Origin of the sequence: Brachybacterium ginsengisoli (assembly GCF_002407065.1) — a bacterium.
Taxonomy (GTDB): Bacteria; Actinomycetota; Actinomycetes; order Actinomycetales; family Dermabacteraceae; genus Brachybacterium; species Brachybacterium ginsengisoli.
The window spans coordinates 714,962-731,199 of record NZ_CP023564.1; the positions used below are offsets into that span (position 1 = coordinate 714,962).

A 16,238-nucleotide genomic window follows, 5' to 3' on the forward strand; every position below is an offset into this window, starting at 1 on the left:
GGTGCGGGGACAACGCTAGGAGCGACCCGCCCTGATCTGATCCCGCTTGAACGAGTCGCATCGAGGGATTTACGGGCCATTGACCCGCCGCGGGCTGAGTTGGCGTGGAGGTGGCGCGACTTGACCATCGCGGATGGTCCACGCCACACGGCCGTGGACGATCGCGACCGTACGGGACGAGCTGTGGCCCAGGTCGCACCCCGTCGCCCCGTCGCAGGCCTTTCCGCTCCGACTATGACGGCTTATGACGCAGTTCTGGCGTGCTGCCGTTCTGCGCCGTCATAGTCGGGGCCATGACCAGCACCGCCACCGAGCCCGGACCGCGCCCGCAGCGCGCCCGCACCGCGCCCGAGAGCGTGCGCCTGGACGGCGTGGCCCGCTCCTTCGACACTCCGCAGGGACGCCAGGACGTGCTGCGAGGGGTCGACCTCGAGCTCCGCTCGGGCGAGATCCTCGCCGTCGTCGGCCCCTCGGGCTGCGGGAAGTCGACCCTGCTGCGCCTCATCGCGGGCCTGGACCGACCCAGCGCCGGCGCGCTCCGCATCGGCGGGACCGCACTGGCCGGCACCGACGAGCGCACCGCGGTCGCCTTCCAGGAGCCGCGCCTGCTGCCCTGGCGCACTCTCGAGAAGAACGTGGCGCTCGGCCTGCCGCGCGGCACCCCCGCCGCAGAGGGCCGCGCCCGCGTGCGCGAGCTGCTGCGGCTGGTGGGCCTCGAGCACGCCGCCGGACAGCGCCCCCGCGAGGTCTCCGGCGGCATGGCCCAGCGCGCCTCCCTCGCCCGGGCCCTGGCCCGCAGCCCGCAGGTGCTGCTTCTGGATGAGCCCTTCGGGGCGCTCGACGCCCTGACCCGTCTGCGCATGCAGGACCTGCTGCTCGAGATCCACGCCGCGGAGCCCACCACCGTCCTGGTGGTGACCCACGACGTCGAGGAGGCGCTCTACCTCGCCGACCGGGTGCTGCTGCTGCGCTCCCTGCGCGAGGACCCCGCCTCCCCCTCGCTCGACCGGATCGTCGAGGTGCCCGGGGCCCGCCCCCGTGACCGCGCCGACCACGCCCTGGCGGACCTCCGCGTCGACCTCCTCGCCGGTCTCGGCGTCGACGCCCACCGGCCCGCCGCCCCCTCGTCCCCCGCCAGCATCACCCCCGCCAGCACAACCACCGCCAGCACCCCCACCGCCAGCACCACGGAGCACCTCTCATGACCCAGCCCATCAGCCGCCGCACCGTCACCGCCCTCGGGCTCTCCGCCGTCGCGGCCGCGGGCCTGTCCGCCTGCGTGGCCGGGGAGGGCTCGGCCGACACCGCCGGCGGCGAGGGCAGCTGGAGCACCGGCGCCCTCACCATCGACTGGGCGACCTACAACCCGCTCAGCCTCGTGGTGCGCGACCAGCAGCTGATCGAGAAGGCCCTCGGCGACGCGGTGACGGTCACCTGGGTGCAGTCGGCCGGTTCGAACAAGGCCAACGAGCTGCTGCGCTCCGGTTCGGCCGACGTCGCCTCCACCGCCGGCTCGGCCGCGCTGCTCGCCCGCTCCAACGGCTCGCCGATCAAGGTCATCGGCATCTACTCCCAGCCGGAGTGGTCCGCGCTGGTCGTGGGCGAGGACAGCGACATCACGGGCCCGGCGGACCTCTACGGCCGCGCGGTCGCCGCCACCCCCGGCACCGACCCGTACTTCTTCCTGGTCCAGGCGCTCGCCGAGGCCGGGCTCTCGATCGACGACGTGGAGCTGCAGCCCCTGCAGCACGCCGACGGCCGCTCCGCCCTGGACGGCGGCAGCGTCGAGGCCTGGTCGGGGCTGGATCCGATCATGGCCGCCGCCGAGGTCGAGTCCGGCGCGCAGCTCGTGTACCGCAACGTCGACTTCAACACCTACGGCTTCCTCAACGCCACCGAGCAGTTCATCGATGAGCACGCCGACGTCGCCCAGGTGGTCGTCGACTCGTACGAGCAGGCCCGCACCTGGGCGCTCGAGAACCTCGAGGCCACCGCCCAGCTGCTCGCCGACGCGGCCGGCATCGACCTCGCGGTCGCGACCACGGTGATCACCGAGCGCTCCACTCTCGACGTCTCCGGTGTGCCCGGCGAGGACCAGCTCGCCGTGCTCGAGACGATCGCCCCGATCCTCGGGGAGTCCCAGGACGTCTCCGGTGGGGCCGATGCTGTCGAGAAGGCCCTCGGCGAGATCCTCCACGCCGACTTCGCGACCGCCGCGGTGGAGAAGCAGTGAGCGCCCCGGCCGCCGCCCGCACCACGACGGGGGAGGAGACGGGACCGGTCGGGAATCCGCCGGCGCCCTCGCCGTCGACCGCTCCCGCGACCGCGGGGCCCGCCACCGCCCGGCGGCTCGGGGACCGCCCCGGGGTGCGCCTGGCCGTCGGCGCCGTGCTGCCGCTGCTGATCCTCGCCGCCTGGCAGATCTCCACCGCGACCGGCCTGGTGCCCGCCTACCGGCTGCCCGGCCCGCTCGCCGTGGTGCAGGCGGGCGCGCAGCTGATCGAGGGCGGCGACCTGTGGCGGCACATCGCGATCTCCGTGCAGCGAGTGCTGATCGGCTTCGCCGCCGGGTCCGTGGCGGGCCTCGCCGTCGCCGCCGTGGTGGGCCTGTCCCGTGCGGGCGACGCCCTGCTCAGCCCCACCCTCGCCGCGCTGCGCGCCGTGCCCTCGCTCGCCTGGGTGCCGCTGCTGATCCTGTGGCTGCAGATCGGGGAGGAATCCAAGATCACGCTGGTCGCGATCGGTGCCTTCTTCCCCGTGTTCACCACGGTCGCCGCGGCGCTGCGCCACATCGACCCCCACCTGGTGGAGGCCGGGCGCTGCTTCGGCCTGCGCGGCTGGTCCCTGTTCCGCACCGTGCAGCTGCCCGCCGTGGTGCCCTCGGTGGTCTCCGGGCTGCGCCTCGCGCTCGCCCAGGCCTGGCTGTTCCTGGTCGCCGCCGAGCTCATCGCGAGCTCCATGGGCCTCGGGTTCCTGCTCAACGACTCCCAGCAGACCGGTCGCGTGGACCGGATCCTGCTCGCCATCGTGCTGCTCGCCCTGCTGGGCAGCCTGACCAACGCCCTGCTGGGCCTCGCCGAGAAGAAGCTGCTGAGGAGGTGGGCATGAGCCTGACCGACACCACCCCTGATTCCACCGCGTCCGGGACCGAGTCGCGGCTGCTGGAGCATCGCACCTTCGCGCCGGATCCCGCCCTGGCGGGCACCTGGAACGCGGGGGAGGAGCTCCACGACCGCGCCGAGGCGGATCCGATCGCCTTCTGGGAGGAGGCCGCGCACCGGCTCGAGTGGGCCGAGCCGTGGCACACGGCGCTGCAGTGGGAGCCGCCCGTCGTGGACCCCGCCACCGGGCAGCTCTCCGTCCCCACGGCCGGCTGGTTCCTCGGCGGCCGTCTGAACGTCGCCGAGAACTGCGTGGACCGCCATGTGCGCGCCGGCCGCGGCGAGCAGGTCGCCCTCCACTTCGAGGGTGAGCCGGGCGACCGCGAGTCGGTCACCTATGCGGACCTCCAGCGCCGGGTCAGCCAGGCCGCGAACGCCCTGAGCGACCTCGGCATCACGCCCGGGGACCGGGTGGTCGTCTACCTCCCCGTGCTCGTGGAGACCGTGGTCATCGCCCTGGCCTGCGCGAGGATCGGCGCCGTGCACTCGCTCGTCTTCGGCGGGTTCAGCGCGGAGGCGGTGCGCTTCCGTCTCGAGGACACCGGAGCGAAGCTCCTGGTCACCTCCGACGGCCAGTTCCGTCGCGGGAAGGCGGTCGAGGTGAAGTCCGCCGCCGACGCCGCGGCCGACGGGCTCGAGCACCTCGAGCACGTGCTGGTGGTGCGCCGCACCGGGACGGACATCGCCTGGACCGAGGGCCGCGACGTGTGGTGGCACGAGAGCGTGGGGACGGCCTCCGAGCAGCATGAGGCGCAGCCGTTCGACGCCGAGCACCCGCTGTTCATCATCTACACGTCCGGCACCACCGGGAAGCCCAAGGGCCTGGTCCACACCTCCGGCGGCTACCTCACCCACGCGACCTTCTCCCACTGGGCCCACTTCGACGCGAAGCCCACCGACGTCCACTGGTGCACCGCGGACCTCGCCTGGGTCACCGCCCACACCTACGAGATCTACGGCCCGCTCAGCAACGGCCTCACCCAGGTGATCTACGAGGGCACCCCCGGGGAGCCGCACCGCGAGCGGCACCTGGAGATCATCGAACGCTATGGCGTCACCGTCTACTACACCGCTCCCACCCTGATCCGCACCTTCATGAGCTGGTTCGGCGAGGAGCTGCCCGGCGGGCACGACCTCAGCTCCCTGCGCCTGCTGGGCACCGTGGGCGAGGCGATCAACCCCGAGGCCTGGGTGTGGTTCCGCCGCACCTTCGGCCGGGACGCGCTGCCGATCATCGACACCTGGTGGCAGTCCGAGACCGGGGCGTCGATGCTGGTGCCGCTGCCGGGCGTGACCACGCTGAAGCCCGGCTCGGCCACCGGGCCGCTGCCCGGCATCGACATGGCCGTGGTCGACGAGGTCGGTGAGGAGCAGCCGTCCGGCGTCGCCGGCACGCTCGTGGCCCGCCGGCCCTGGCCCGGCATGGCCCGCACCGTCTGGGGCGACCCGGAGCGCTACCGCGACTCCTACTGGCGCGACCACGCCGGTCGCGGGGAGCACGGCGGCTTCTACGTCGCCGGGGACTCCGCGACGGTCGACGCCGACGGCTGCTTCTGGATCCTGGGCCGCCTGGACGACGTCGTGAACGTCTCCGGGCACCGGCTGTCCACGATCGAGATCGAGTCCGCCCTGGTCGCGGACGCCTCGGTGCAGGAGGCGGGCGCCGCGGGCGTGGACGACGCGCTGACCGGCCAGGCCGTGGCCGTGTTCGTGATCCCCGCGGAGACCCCGTCGGCCGCTCCTGCCGTCGACGCTCCCGCGCTCCGCGCCCGGGTCGCGACCGAGATCGGACCGATCGCCAAGCCGCGGTTCGTCATCACGGTCCCCGACCTGCCCCGCACCCGCTCGGGCAAGATCATGCGCCGTCTGCTCGCGCAGCTGGTCCATGCCGAGCGCGCCCGTCGCGCCGGTCAGGAGCCGGCGCCGCTGGGCGACATCACCTCTCTGCAGAACCCGGAGGCCGTCTCCGCGGTCGCCGAGGTGCTCGCCGCTCTGTCCGTGGACGACCCGACCGTCGCCCCGCAGGACTGACAGACTCCCCCCGCTCCACCACACACCCCTGGAGGATCCATGACCACCACCGTTCCCGCCTCGACCTTCGAGACGCCGCTGAAGTTCGCGTACTGGGTGCCGAACGTCTCCGGCGGCCTCGTGGTCTCCACCATCGAGCAGCGCACCGACTGGCAGCTGCCCTACAACAAGCGCCTCGCCCGCATCGCCGAGGACTCCGGCTTCGAGTACGCGCTGACGCAGACCCGCTACGCCGCCAGCTACGGTGCGGACAAGCAGCACGAGGCCTCCGCGTTCTCCCTCGCCCTGCTGGGCGCCACCGAGCGGCTCAAGGTCATCGCCGCCTTCCACCCCGGCATGTGGCACCCGGGCGTGCTCGCCAAGTGGCTGATCACGGCCGATCACCTCTCCGAGGGCCGCGCCGCGGTGAACATCGTCTCCGGCTGGCTGAAGGACGAGTTCGTGAAGTTCGGCCTGCCCTGGCTCGAGCACGACGAGCGCTACGTGCGCACCGAGGAGTTCATCGCGGCGCTGCGCGGCCTGCTGACCGAGAACGGGTACTCCCAGGACGGGAAGTACTACGCGATCGACGACTTCACCCTCTCCCCGAAGCCGGTCGACGTGCCCGGTCGCCCCCACCCGGAGATCTTCTTCGGCGGCAACTCCACCGCCGCCCAGGCCACCGCCGGCCGGGTCGCCGACTGGTACTTCTCCAACGGCCGCTCCCTCGAGGGCTACGAGGAGAACGTCGCCGGGGTGCTCGCCTCCGCCGCGGAGGCCGGCCGGCAGCCGAAGTGCGGCCTGAACGGCTTCGTCATCGCCCGGGAGTCCCGGAAGGAGGCGGAGGAGACCCTGCGCGAGATCGTCGCGAAGGCGCACCGCCCCGCCGTCGAGGGCTTCCGCCAGTCCGTGCAGGAGGCCGGCGCCTCCACGAAGGACGGCAAGGGCATGTGGGCAGACTCCTCCTTCGAGGACCTCGTGCAGTACAACGACGGCTTCAAGACGCAGCTGATCGGCACTCCCGAGGAGATCGCCGATCGCGTCATCGAGTACAAGAAGGTGGGCGTGAACCTGCTGCTCACCTGCTACCTCCACTTCTCCGAGGAGGTCGCCGCCTTCGGCCGCGACGTGCTGCCGATCGTGCGCGAGAAGGAGGCGGACCTCGCCCGCAGCAAGGGCACCGAGCTGAACACCGACCTGCTGCCGATCGCCCCCGGCGTCAGCGCGGAGGACGCCCGCGCCGCCGCCATCGAGACCCTCCCGGCCGACCATCCGGCCACGGCAGGGGCCGCCGCATGACCGCCCCCTCGGAGCAGCCCGCCGCCCCCGCCGCCCCCGCCCCCGCCGCGGAGCGCACCTTCGGGTTCCGCACCCGCGCCCTGCACGCCGGCGGCACGCCGGATGCCCAGCACGGCGCCCGTGCGGTGCCGATCTACCAGACGACCTCGTTCGTCTTCGACGACGCCCAGGACGCGGCGAACCTGTTCGCGCTCCAGAAGTACGGCAACATCTACTCCCGCATCGGCAACCCCACCGTCGCCGCGTTCGAGGAGCGGATCGCCTCCCTCGAGGGCGGGATCGGGGCGGTCGCGACCGCCTCGGGCATGAGCGCGGAGTTCATCACCTTCGCGGCGCTCGTGGGCGCGGGGGACCACGTGGTCTCCTCCGCCCAGCTCTACGGCGGCACCGTCACGCAGCTGGACGTCACCCTGCGCCGCTTCGGCGTGGAGACCACCTTCGTGGCCTCCTCCGACCCGGAGGACTATCGCGACGCGTTCCGTCCGGAGACGAAGGTGCTCTACGTCGAGATGATCGGCAACCCCTCCGGCGAGATCGCCGACCTCGAGGGGCTCGCCGAGCTGGCGCACGAGCACGGCGTCCCGCTCGTGGTCGACGCGACGCTGGCCACGCCGTACCTGGTGCGGCCGCTCGAGCACGGTGCGGACATCGTGATCCACTCCGCCACCAAGTTCCTCGGCGGGCACGGCACCACCCTCGGCGGCGTGGTCGTCGAGTCCGGTCGCTTCGACTGGGGCAACGGGAAGTTCCCCACGATGACCGAGCCGGTCGACTCCTACGGCGGGATCCGCTGGTGGGACAACTTCGGCGAGTACGGCTTCCTCACCAAGCTGCGCTCCGAGCAGCTGCGCGACATCGGACCCAGCCTCTCGGCGCAGTCCGCCTTCCAGCTGCTGCAGGGCGTGGAGACCCTGCCGCAGCGGATCGACGCCCATCTCGCCGGGGCCCGCGCCGTCGCGCAGTGGCTCGAGGAGGACCCCCGGGTCTCCTTCGTGACCTGGGCGGGCCTGGAGTCCCACGCCCACCACGAGCGGGCCGCGAAGTACCTCCCGCTCGGTCCCGGATCCGTCTTCGCCTTCGGCGTGCGGCCGACGGGCGAGTTCGCCACCCCCGAGGAGGAGGCCCTCGCGGCGCGCGCCACCGGCGAGGCGGTGATCGCGAACCTCCAGCTCGCCTCCCACCTGGCCAACATCGGCGATGCCCGCACCCTGGTCATCCACCCGGCCTCCACCACCCACCAGCAGCTCTCCGCCGAGCAGCTCGCGGCCGGCGGCGTGCGGGCGGACCTGATCCGGATCTCGGTGGGCCTCGAGGACATCGAGGACATCCTGTGGGACCTCGACCAGGCGATCACCACGGCGACGGGAGAGACCCGATGAACGGCATCAGCGTGCAGGGCGCCGGCGACGCGTGCGCCGTCCCCGCGACCCCGGGGGAGACCCCCGGCCGCACCTGGCAGGGCCCGTCGGCCCCCGAACGGCTCGCCATCCTGCGCCGCGCGCGCTCGATCGCGATCGTCGGAGCCTCGACGAACCCCGCCCGGGCCAGCTACTTCGTGAGCACCTACCTGCTCTCGAGCTCGCCCTACGAGGTGTACTTCGTCAACCCCCGCGCCACCGAGATCCTCGGCCGGCCGGCCTACGCCTCCCTCGCGGACCTGCCCGAGGTCCCCGACATCGTCGACGTCTTCCGCAAGGACGCCGACCTCCCGGGCGTGGCCCAGGAGGCGGTCGACGCGGGCGCCAGGACGCTGTGGCTGCAGCTCGGCTCCTGGAACGAGGAGGCGGCGGCGATCGCGGAGGCCGGCGGCCTCGACGTGGTCATGGACCGCTGCGTGAAGATCGAGCACGCCCGCTTCCACGGCGGACTCCACCTGGCCGGGTTCAACACCGGCGAGATCACTTCTCGGAAGCAGCGGGTCAGCGGGCGCGGCTGAGCGTAGTCTCCGCATCAGGCGCGGGTCGGGGATCACCTCGGCCCGCGTTCTGCTGGTCAGGGGAGGGGACGGGAGAAGTCCACCGTGACTCCCGGCAGCGCGGCGACCCGCACGCAGGCGGAGCGCTCGCCGAAGTCCATGTCCTGCGGCTCCCGCACCGCCTCGGCGCCGTGGGCGACGGCGTGCTCGAAAGCCGTGTCGACGTCCTCGCAGATCATGTGGAGCACGATCCCCTGCGAGGTCGCCTCGCCGTCGGCCGGAGCGTTGAGCCACAGCGGGACGCTGCCGGGGGCGACGAGCGAGGCGAAGCTGCCGAAGTCCGCCTCGATCTCCCAGCCGGCGGCGTCGCGGAGCGCCGCGGCCGCGGCCGAGGGGTCCTCCACGAGGAGGGTGAGGGCGCGGATTCCTGACATCGGGCGACTCCTTCGTCGGCGGCGGGATGCCCCGACCCTACCGGGTGCGATCCGTCCCGACCGGGCCCGGCGCTCAGCCCTCGAGGCGGATGCCGAGGTGGCTCGCGAAGGCGGGGGCGAGGGCGGCGGCCTGCTGCGCGTCGAGGGTCGCCCCGGCGAGGCCCTCGAGGTTGCCGATCGCCGCGACGTCGAGCCCGCGCAGGTCCACGTCGGCCAGCCGTGCATGGGCCAGCGCCAGGCTGCCCACGCGGCAGTTCACGAAGGCGACCCGGGTCGCCGTGACGCCCGAGAGGTCGAGCTCCTCGATCGTGCAGTCCTCGAACAGGACGTCCTCGAGGGTGCTCGAGCGCAGGTTGATCCAGTCGAACTTGGAGGAGGAGATCCGGGTCGAGCGGATCTCGGCGTCGTAGATGTCCAGCGCCCCCACCCGTGAGCCGCGCAGCTCCACGTCCCGCCAGGTGCAGCGCGTCGCGTCCAGCACCGGGGCACCGAGGCGCTCGACGCGGGTCTCGAGGAGCCGTGCGTGGCGGAGCACCGGGGTGTGCGCGGTGACGCCCAGCAGCTCGCACTCGGAGAAGGTCGCCCCGGTGAGGTCCGCGCCGCTGAGGTCCGCGCCGTCCAGGCGCAGGCCCTCGTGATGGCGCTGCGCGCCGAGCTCCTCGGCCCCGGCCTCCTCGAGATCCGGGAGCACCAGCGGGGAGAGCACGGGCGGCCGGGTGGTGGAACGGGAGCGCATGGAGTCCTCGGGTGTCGGCGGGGCGGGTGGAGCGGGGCGGGTGGCAGGACTCGAGCCTACGGGGACGGGCGGACACCCGACCCCGCAGGCCCGGAGCGCGACGGCTCAGAACGCGATGAACACGATCAGGGCGAAGGCGAAGCCGACGAGCGACTGCAGGGCCTGCTGCGTGGTCCACACCTTCAGCGTGGTCCGCACGTCCATGCCCATCAGGCGGCCCACCAGCCAGAAGCCGGAGTCGTTGACGTGGCTGGCGAACACGGAGCCCGACGCCGTCGCGAGCGTGATCGCCACGACCTGCATCTGGCTGTAGTCGCCCGCCGCCACCGCGGGGACCATGAGCCCGGCCGCGGTCACCAGAGCCACCGTGGCCGAGCCCTGCGCCACGCGGAGGATCGCGGCGATCAGCCACACCGCGAGGATGATCGGCACGCCGATCCCGGAGAGCAGGTCCGCGAGCGCGTCCCCGATGCCGGACAGGCGCAGGATGCCGCCGAACATGCCGCCGGCGCCGGTGATGAGGATGACCGAGGCCACCGGGCCCAGCGAGGAGTCCACGATCTTCTCGAGCGTGCTGCCGTCGGCCCCGCGGCGGCGACCCAGCACCACCAGCGCGACCAGCACCGAGATCAGCAGGGCCACCGGGACGCTGCCCAGCAGCGTGAGGATGTGGACCCAGGTCTGCTCGCCGTCGACGAAGCCGCCGGTGGTGAGGAAGTCCAGGCCCGTGTTGAGGAAGATCAGCATCAGCGGCAGCAGCAGGATCGCGACCACGGTGCCCACGCTCGGCGGGGTGACCGGCAGGTCGTCGTCCTCCGCGCTGTCGAACAGGGTGGGGACGGGCAGCTGGATCCGTCGGCCGATGAACATGCCCCACAGGTGCCCGGCGAGGAACCAGACGGGGAAGGCGATGACGATCGCGACCAGCAGCACCAGGCCGAGGTTCGCTCCGTAGAGCTCGGACGCGGCCACGGGGCCGGGGTGCGGGGGTGCGAAGACGTGCATGACGGAGAACGCGGTCGCGGCCGGGATGCCGTACAGGAGCACGTTGCCGCCGAGCCGTCGGGCGACCGCGAAGATCACCGGCAGCATGACCACCAGGCCCGCGTCGAAGAAGATCGGGAAGCCGAAGGCGAGCGAGGCGAGGCCGAGGCCGAAGGGCGCCCGCTTCTCGCCGAAGATCTCGACCATCTTCTCGGCGAGCACCTTGGCGCCGCCGCTGTACTCCACGAGCTTGCCGAGCATCGCGCCGAGCGCGATGAGCAGGGCGACCGAGCCGAGGGTGCCGCCGAATCCGTCGATCAGGGAGTCGACGATGACGTCCACGGGGATCCGGGTGGCGATCGCGGTGAGCAGCGAGACGAGGATCAGGGTGAGGAAGGCATGCACCTTGAACCGCATGATGAGGATCAGGATGAGGGCGACCGCGGCGGCCGCTATGCCCAGGAGCGGCCCTGCTCCCAGGGTCTGTGTCCAGTCGTCCATTCCTGTGCCCTCCCGGGGATCAGCGGGTCGGTCCGAGACCGTCCGCGGCGGGGTGCCGCGCGGCCCTGAGGGTAGCGATCCACCTGGGCGAACAGGCGTTCAGGGTGGCCTGTGCCACGGCGGGGGTGAGACGCTCCGGCAGGATTCGAACCTGCGACCCACTCCTCATGAGGGAGCTGCTCTTCCGGGCTGAGCTACGAAGCGGCGGCCGGCGGTGCCGACGGGATCCAGCGTGGGGCAGCCGACGGGGCGGTGTCGAGCCCGCCGTCATCGGCCGACGCAGTGCGTCGCGGAGCGTCGTCGGGGGTCATGCGGAGTCGTGGCGCGGAGGGGGTGTCGTGGGGCGCGGTTCCTCCACAGAGAGCAGTTATCCGCATTCTCCAAGATTCTGTGAGCGGTTGCGGTCTGCGTTATTCACGCCCGACGGGACGGCATGTGCGACGGCGCGCTGAGATCCCCTCTGTCCTGGCGATACTCCGCGCGTCGACACTGCTCGCGATGTGACCGTTCCTCCCCGATCAAAGTTATCCACATGGGGCGATCTGCCTTTCTTTTGTCGGAGGTGTACGGAATCGTGGAGTCATGTCCCATCCCGCGCAGCACCCTGACTCAGCACCCGGTGATCCCCACCGGGCGCTGGTCGAGGCCGTGCGCGCGGGCGGCCCCTCAGCGCTCGCCGCTGTGCCTGGGGGACCAGGGCTTCGTGCTGCGGGAGCTCGCCCTGCGGCCTCGGGAGCTGTTCACCCCCGGCACCGAGCGGGGAACGGCCCTCACGGGCGTCGTGGGCATGATCCACGAGCTCCGCAGCGCGCTGGACGCCGTCGAGGCGCGGGCCGTCGTCGCCCTCACGGACTCGCTCACCCTCCGGAAGCAGGCCGAGGCGAACGCCCGCGTCGCACAGGAGGCTGCAGAGGCTCCGCCGATGGCCGCGCTCCGTCGCGAGGCCGCGCACGAGGCCGCGCGCGAGGTGTCGATGCTCGTGGGGAGGTCGCCGGCCTCGGCCGCGCACTCGCTCGCCTCCCAGCGGCGCCTGGTCGCGGACATGCCGGAGATGCTCACCGCGCTCGCGACCGCGCAGGTCACGAGCACCGCCGCCCATCGCACCGCCCGCTCCTTCGCACCGCTCCCGCCCGAGCATCGGTCCCTCGCCGATCGTCTGCTCGGCGAGCGGCTGCCGGATCTCGAGGGCGCCGGGTCGGAGACCTGGGACGCCGCGACCGCGGCAGCCATCGCCGGGGCCGATCCGCACGGTCAGAAGCGCCGACACCAGCGGGCGCGGCAGGAACGGCATGTGACGGTGCGCCGGGCCGAGCACGGCATGGCGACGGTCTCCGCGCGCATCTCCGCGCTCGACGGCGCGAGGATCCGCAAGCGGCTCTCGCTCGAGGCCGAGCGGCTGCGCGCCGCCGGCGACCGTCGGGGCCACCAGGCCATCCAGGCCGATTCCTTCGTGGACACGCTGCTTGGCCAGGAGGACGGCATGGTCGCGACCACGCTCGACATCGGCGTCATGATCACCGAGCGGGCGCTGATCCACCCCGGCGGTGGGGACCTCGCCCGGATCGAGGGCTATGGAACGGCGTCGGCCGAGGTGCTGCGCGAGGAGCTGCGCGGACCGCTCGGGGCGGCGCTCACCGCCGACGCGGAGGACGCCATGGGGCCGGACGGCCCCGCCCTGCACGCCGTCATGAGGCGGCTCTACACGCATCCGCGCACCGGAGAGCTCGTCGCCGTCGAATCCCGTGCCCGGGCCTTCCCGGCGGCGCTCGCTCGCTTCATCCGCTGGCGCGACCAGACCTGCCGCGCACCGTACTGCGACGCCTCCATCCGCCAGATCGACCACATCCTCGCCCACGCGGCGGGCGGTGCCACCTGCCTCGACAACGGTCAGGGGCTCTGCGCCCACTGCAACGGCAAGGAGCAGCAGACCCGGACAGTGCAGAGAGTGGTCGAGCCCGGCACCGATGGCCATGTCGTCGAGTGGATCAGCCGCGCGGGAACCCGGCGGAGGACCCGGCCGTCATCCCTCACCTCGCCCGTGAGGCGATCTCGGCGCCGCCCGACCTCACGGCCCCACTCGAGCCGGCCTGCGCATCCACCACCGGCCCCACCGCCGCCAGCCCCCGAGACCCCCGCCTGATCTCCACACTTCCCCCATGGTCCGAGATCCAGGCGATGGAAGACTTCCGACATGACCGACTCCCCGCGCTCCGCGACCCTGCTGACCGGCGCATTCGCCGCGCTCGGCGCCCTGGCGGTGCTGGCCTGTGCCGTGCTCGCCGCGCTCCAGATCCAGGTGCTGAATCCGCTCGCGACCGTCCCGGGATCGAGCCTGCGGGAGATCCACGCCGCGGTCGGCCAGACCGCCGACACCATGGGGTGGGGGCTGATGATCGCCGCGCTGCTGCCCGGCCCCCTGAGCGCCGGAGCCGCTGCGATCGCCGCGGCGAGGGGGAGGCTCCGGGGGAGTGTCGTCGTGCTGATCATGCTCGGGCTGCTCGTCGGAGCATCGCCCGTCTACCTCGTGGCATCGTTCCCGGCCGGGATGACCCTGGCGGACACCTTCGGCGTCGGCGGTGCGGACCACGCCCCGTGGGGGAACGTGCTCCACGCGCTCAGCCTGCTGGCCGTCGTGGCCCTCGCCGTCGTGGCGGTCGTGCAGGTGGTGCGCGCCGGTCGAGCGCCGACGCCCAGCCCGGTGTGACGCGCCGGCCGAGGCGGAACGGACGGCCGGCATGGGGAGGGCTCCCCGGCCGGGGGCTCGGACGTCGCAGGCAGCCGGGGCCGAGCTCGGCCCCGCGCCGCCGCCCTCAGGCCCTCCAGGGTCGCCAGGCCTCGCACCGCGGTCCCGACGAGGTCCGACGAGCCGGAGAGTCCCCGCCCACGGGTCAGGAGCGCGGCAGGTCGAATGCCCTCCAGTCCTGTCCGTCCCAGGCCGAGACGCCCGTGGCCTCGTCCAGTGTGTACAGCACGCTCTCGTCCGGGGACCAGCAGATCCGCTGCAGCAGACGGTCCTCGAAGCGGGTCTCCTCCCCGGTGGCGCGGTCCCAGATCAGCAGCTCCCCGGGACTCTGCAGTGCGATGCGGCTCTGCGCTCCGACGGCCAGGCGGGCCGAATGGGTGTACGGGGAGACCTCGGGGCCGGTGCTGGCCGTGCCGTCCGGTGCGTGCACTTCGAGGGTCGCCGGTGCATAGGTGACCAGCACCAGGGTCCCGTCCGCGCTGTGCCCGAAGTCGACCAGGATCCGCTCCTGGTCGTCCAGCACCTCGCGCCGCTCCCCGGTGGCGGGATCCCAGCGCGAGAGGTGGTTGGGCGGGTCGCTCCGACCGTGGACCTCGGTACCGCCGATGACGAGGATCCTGCCCTCCTCGATGAAGGACAGCGCCGTGGGAGCAGGGGTGTCGGGCTGCAGGACGTGGCCCGCCCCGCACTGGTCCCCGCTCACGTCCCAGAGGCGAACCGTGCCATCCGTGCTGGTGGAGGCCAGCTGTGTGCCGTCCGGGTGGAACGCGAGAGCCGTGATCCGCGCCGCCGTGTCACGAGGGTCCTCATGGCCGATCAGATTCCACAGCAGCTCCCCGTCGACGCTGACGATCGCGATGTGCCGCCGGTCGGCGATCGCCAGCCGGGTGCCGTCGCAGATGCCGTGACCTGCTGCTCGACCTCCTCGGTCAGCGTCGCGGAGTGCTGTGCGAGATCCCCGCAGACCTGCTCCAGGAGCCGACCGGCGCCACTGGACCACGACATGCGGAAGCCTTCGGCGTCCTCTCCGGTCCAGAACCCCTCACTGGCCCGCACCTGCCCGTCGAGGATCGTGGCGTGAGATGTCAGCCGCCGATGCGCAGCGTCGATGCGCCCCGCCGGGCGGCTCAGCCGCGGGCCGCCGCCTTCGCCGCCGCGGGCAGCACCGCCGCGATCCGGTCGAGGACCTCGTCGGAGTGCGCGGTCGAGACGAACCAGGCCTCGAAGGCCGACGGCGGCAGGTAGACGCCGCCCTCCAGCATGGCGTGGAAGAAGCGGGTGAACGCCGCGGTGTCCTGCGCCTTCGCGTCCTCGTAGGTGGTCACCGGCTGCTCGCGGAAGAACACCGAGAACAGGGTGCCCGCGGTCTGGATGACGTGGGGGACGCCCGCGGTGGTGAGCGCATCCGCCACGAGCTGCTGCAGGGTCGAGGAGGCGCGGCCCAGGGTGTCGTACGCCGCCGCGTCCAGACCCTCCAGGGTCGCCAGGCCCGCTGCGGTGGCCAGCGGGTTCCCCGACAGGGTGCCCGCCTGGTAGACCGGGCCGGCCGGGGCGAGCAGCCCCATCAGATCCGCGCGCCCGCCGAAGGCGCCCACGGGCAGCCCGCCGCCGATGACCTTGCCGAAGGTCATGAGGTCCGGCGCCCAGCTGCGATCCGCCCCGTCGATGCCGTAGTGGCCCTCGGCGCTCGCGCGGAACCCGGTGAGCACCTCGTCGCTGATCAGGAGCGCGCCCGCGGCGTGCGCCGTCTCGGACAGGAAACGGTTGAAGCCCACGCCGTCCTGCGCGAGCGGCGGCACCACGCCCATGTTCGCGGGGGCGGCCTCGGTGATGATCGCGGCGATCTCCCCGCCGCGCTCGGCGAACAGCGCCGCGACCGCCTCACTATCCCCGTAGGGCAGCACCACGGTGTCCCGCGCGGTCGCCGCGGTGACCCCGGCGGAGCCCGGCATCGCGAAGGTCGCCACCCCGCTGCCGGCCTCGGCCAGCAGCGCGTCCACGTGCCCGTGGTAGCAGCCGGCGAACTTCACGACGACGTCGCGGCCGGTCGCGGCGCGGGCCACGCGCAGTGCGCTCATCGTCGCCTCGGTGCCGGAGTTGACCAGGCGCAGCTGCTCGACGGGACCGATGCGCCGCACCACCTCCTCGGCGAGCGTCACCTCGCCCGGCTGCGGGGCGCCGAAGGACAGGCCGCGGCCTGCCGCCGCGCGCACCGCCTCGACGACCTGCTCGTTCGCGTGGCCCAGGATCATCGGGCCCCAGGACCCGACCAGATCCACGTACTCGTTGCCGTCGGCGTCGTGCAGCAGCGCGCCCTTCGCCTCGGTGAGGAACGGAGGGGTGCCGCCCACCGAGCCGAAGGCCCGCACCGGCGAGTTCACGCCGGAGGGGATGACCTGCTGGGCGCGGGCGAAGAGGTCGGCAGAGGTGGTCGTGCTGGTCATCAGGGTCGTCT

Annotated in this window: 14 protein-coding genes and 1 tRNA gene; 9 read left to right on the plus strand and 6 right to left on the minus strand. The window is 72.8% G+C overall.

Translation table 11 applies throughout. The features are described from left to right. The first annotated feature begins 293 nt into the window (after window positions 1–293). From CFK41_RS03065 to CFK41_RS03095, 7 genes are read left to right on the plus strand one after another with little or no spacing between them, the layout of a single operon-like run. Complete coding sequence (locus CFK41_RS03065) at window positions 294–1,205, plus strand: ABC transporter ATP-binding protein (protein ID WP_096798352.1); 912 nt, start codon at window positions 294–296, stop codon at window positions 1,203–1,205. Next, window positions 1,202–2,233 carry an aliphatic sulfonate ABC transporter substrate-binding protein gene (locus tag CFK41_RS03070; RefSeq protein ID WP_096798353.1) on the plus strand — a complete coding sequence of 344 codons (1,032 nt, stop codon included), beginning with the start codon at window positions 1,202–1,204 and terminating at the stop codon, window positions 2,231–2,233. Before CFK41_RS03065 ends, CFK41_RS03070 begins: the two co-directional genes overlap by 4 nt. Continuing rightward, window positions 2,230–3,108 (plus strand): ABC transporter permease, encoded by an 879-nt coding sequence (locus CFK41_RS03075; protein WP_096798354.1) that lies wholly within the window; start codon window positions 2,230–2,232, stop codon window positions 3,106–3,108. The genes CFK41_RS03070 and CFK41_RS03075 overlap by 4 nt, the downstream gene beginning before the upstream one ends. Beyond that, window positions 3,105–5,192: an acetate--CoA ligase gene (gene acs / locus CFK41_RS03080; RefSeq protein ID WP_096798355.1), complete on the plus strand. Its 2,088-nt coding sequence runs from the start codon at window positions 3,105–3,107 to the stop codon at window positions 5,190–5,192. The genes CFK41_RS03075 and acs overlap by 4 nt, the downstream gene beginning before the upstream one ends. A 39-nt stretch (window positions 5,193–5,231) precedes the next feature. Beyond that, window positions 5,232–6,470, plus strand: a complete 1,239-nt coding sequence (sfnG, locus tag CFK41_RS03085) for a dimethylsulfone monooxygenase SfnG (RefSeq protein ID WP_096798356.1) — start codon at window positions 5,232–5,234, stop codon at window positions 6,468–6,470. Beyond that, window positions 6,467–7,849 carry an O-acetylhomoserine aminocarboxypropyltransferase/cysteine synthase family protein gene (locus tag CFK41_RS03090; RefSeq protein WP_227873185.1) on the plus strand — a complete coding sequence of 461 codons (1,383 nt, stop codon included), beginning with the start codon at window positions 6,467–6,469 and terminating at the stop codon, window positions 7,847–7,849. Before sfnG ends, CFK41_RS03090 begins: the two co-directional genes overlap by 4 nt. After that, a complete protein-coding gene (locus CFK41_RS03095) occupies window positions 7,846–8,406 on the plus strand; it encodes a CoA-binding protein (protein WP_227873186.1) in 561 nt (186 codons plus the stop codon). Before CFK41_RS03090 ends, CFK41_RS03095 begins: the two co-directional genes overlap by 4 nt. Window positions 8,407–8,462: 56 nt before the next feature. Here CFK41_RS03095 and CFK41_RS03100 read toward each other — a convergent pair whose 3' ends face one another. The 4 genes from CFK41_RS03100 to CFK41_RS03115 form a co-directional block, all read right to left on the minus strand. Continuing rightward, complete coding sequence (locus tag CFK41_RS03100; RefSeq protein ID WP_096798357.1) at window positions 8,463–8,819, minus strand: VOC family protein; 357 nt, start codon at window positions 8,817–8,819, stop codon at window positions 8,463–8,465. Between the two features lie 73 nt (window positions 8,820–8,892). Next, the gene (locus CFK41_RS03105; protein WP_096798358.1) at window positions 8,893–9,555 is read right to left on the minus strand and encodes a pentapeptide repeat-containing protein; all 663 of its coding nucleotides are present in this window, start codon (window positions 9,553–9,555) and stop codon (window positions 8,893–8,895) included. Between the two features lie 105 nt (window positions 9,556–9,660). Then, window positions 9,661–11,040 (minus strand): GntP family permease, encoded by a 1,380-nt coding sequence (locus CFK41_RS03110; protein ID WP_096798359.1) that lies wholly within the window; start codon window positions 11,038–11,040, stop codon window positions 9,661–9,663. Between the two features lie 130 nt (window positions 11,041–11,170). Next, a tRNA-Met gene (locus tag CFK41_RS03115) sits at window positions 11,171–11,244 on the minus strand. Between the two features lie 415 nt (window positions 11,245–11,659). On the opposite strand from CFK41_RS03115, the gene CFK41_RS03120 reads away from it, so the two are divergent. Together CFK41_RS03120 and CFK41_RS03125 are read left to right on the plus strand one after the other, a co-directional pair. After that, the gene (locus CFK41_RS03120) at window positions 11,660–13,180 is read left to right on the plus strand and encodes an HNH endonuclease signature motif containing protein (protein WP_227873187.1); all 1,521 of its coding nucleotides are present in this window, start codon (window positions 11,660–11,662) and stop codon (window positions 13,178–13,180) included. A gap of 51 nt (window positions 13,181–13,231) precedes the next feature. Next, the gene (locus tag CFK41_RS03125; RefSeq protein ID WP_096798360.1) at window positions 13,232–13,744 is read left to right on the plus strand and encodes a hypothetical protein; all 513 of its coding nucleotides are present in this window, start codon (window positions 13,232–13,234) and stop codon (window positions 13,742–13,744) included. A 184-nt stretch (window positions 13,745–13,928) separates the two neighbouring features. On the opposite strand, the gene CFK41_RS03130 is transcribed toward CFK41_RS03125, so the two are convergent. Together CFK41_RS03130 and hemL are read right to left on the minus strand one after the other, a co-directional pair. After that, window positions 13,929–14,783, minus strand: coding sequence for a WD40 repeat domain-containing protein (locus CFK41_RS03130; RefSeq protein WP_169928781.1), 855 nt, complete (start codon window positions 14,781–14,783; stop codon window positions 13,929–13,931). Window positions 14,784–14,910: 127 nt separating this feature from the next. Then, window positions 14,911–16,227, minus strand: coding sequence for a glutamate-1-semialdehyde 2,1-aminomutase (hemL, locus tag CFK41_RS03135; protein ID WP_096798362.1), 1,317 nt, complete (start codon window positions 16,225–16,227; stop codon window positions 14,911–14,913). Window positions 16,228–16,238: the final 11 nt, after the last annotated feature.

Coding starts and splice junctions, on each gene's coding strand:
- CFK41_RS03105 (WP_096798358.1), bottom strand. CDS start 9,555: ATGCGCTCCCGTTCCACCACCCGGCCGCCCGTGCTCTCCCCGCTGGTG.
- sfnG (WP_096798356.1), top strand. CDS start 5,232: ATGACCACCACCGTTCCCGCCTCGACCTTCGAGACGCCGCTGAAGTTC.
- CFK41_RS03125 (WP_096798360.1), top strand. CDS start 13,232: ATGACCGACTCCCCGCGCTCCGCGACCCTGCTGACCGGCGCATTCGCC.
- acs (WP_096798355.1), top strand. CDS start 3,105: ATGAGCCTGACCGACACCACCCCTGATTCCACCGCGTCCGGGACCGAG.
- CFK41_RS03090 (WP_227873185.1), top strand. CDS start 6,467: ATGACCGCCCCCTCGGAGCAGCCCGCCGCCCCCGCCGCCCCCGCCCCC.
- hemL (WP_096798362.1), bottom strand. CDS start 16,227: ATGACCAGCACGACCACCTCTGCCGACCTCTTCGCCCGCGCCCAGCAG.
- CFK41_RS03065 (WP_096798352.1), top strand. CDS start 294: ATGACCAGCACCGCCACCGAGCCCGGACCGCGCCCGCAGCGCGCCCGC.
- CFK41_RS03100 (WP_096798357.1), bottom strand. CDS start 8,819: ATGTCAGGAATCCGCGCCCTCACCCTCCTCGTGGAGGACCCCTCGGCC.
- CFK41_RS03070 (WP_096798353.1), top strand. CDS start 1,202: ATGACCCAGCCCATCAGCCGCCGCACCGTCACCGCCCTCGGGCTCTCC.
- CFK41_RS03110 (WP_096798359.1), bottom strand. CDS start 11,040: ATGGACGACTGGACACAGACCCTGGGAGCAGGGCCGCTCCTGGGCATA.
- CFK41_RS03095 (WP_227873186.1), top strand. CDS start 7,846: ATGAACGGCATCAGCGTGCAGGGCGCCGGCGACGCGTGCGCCGTCCCC.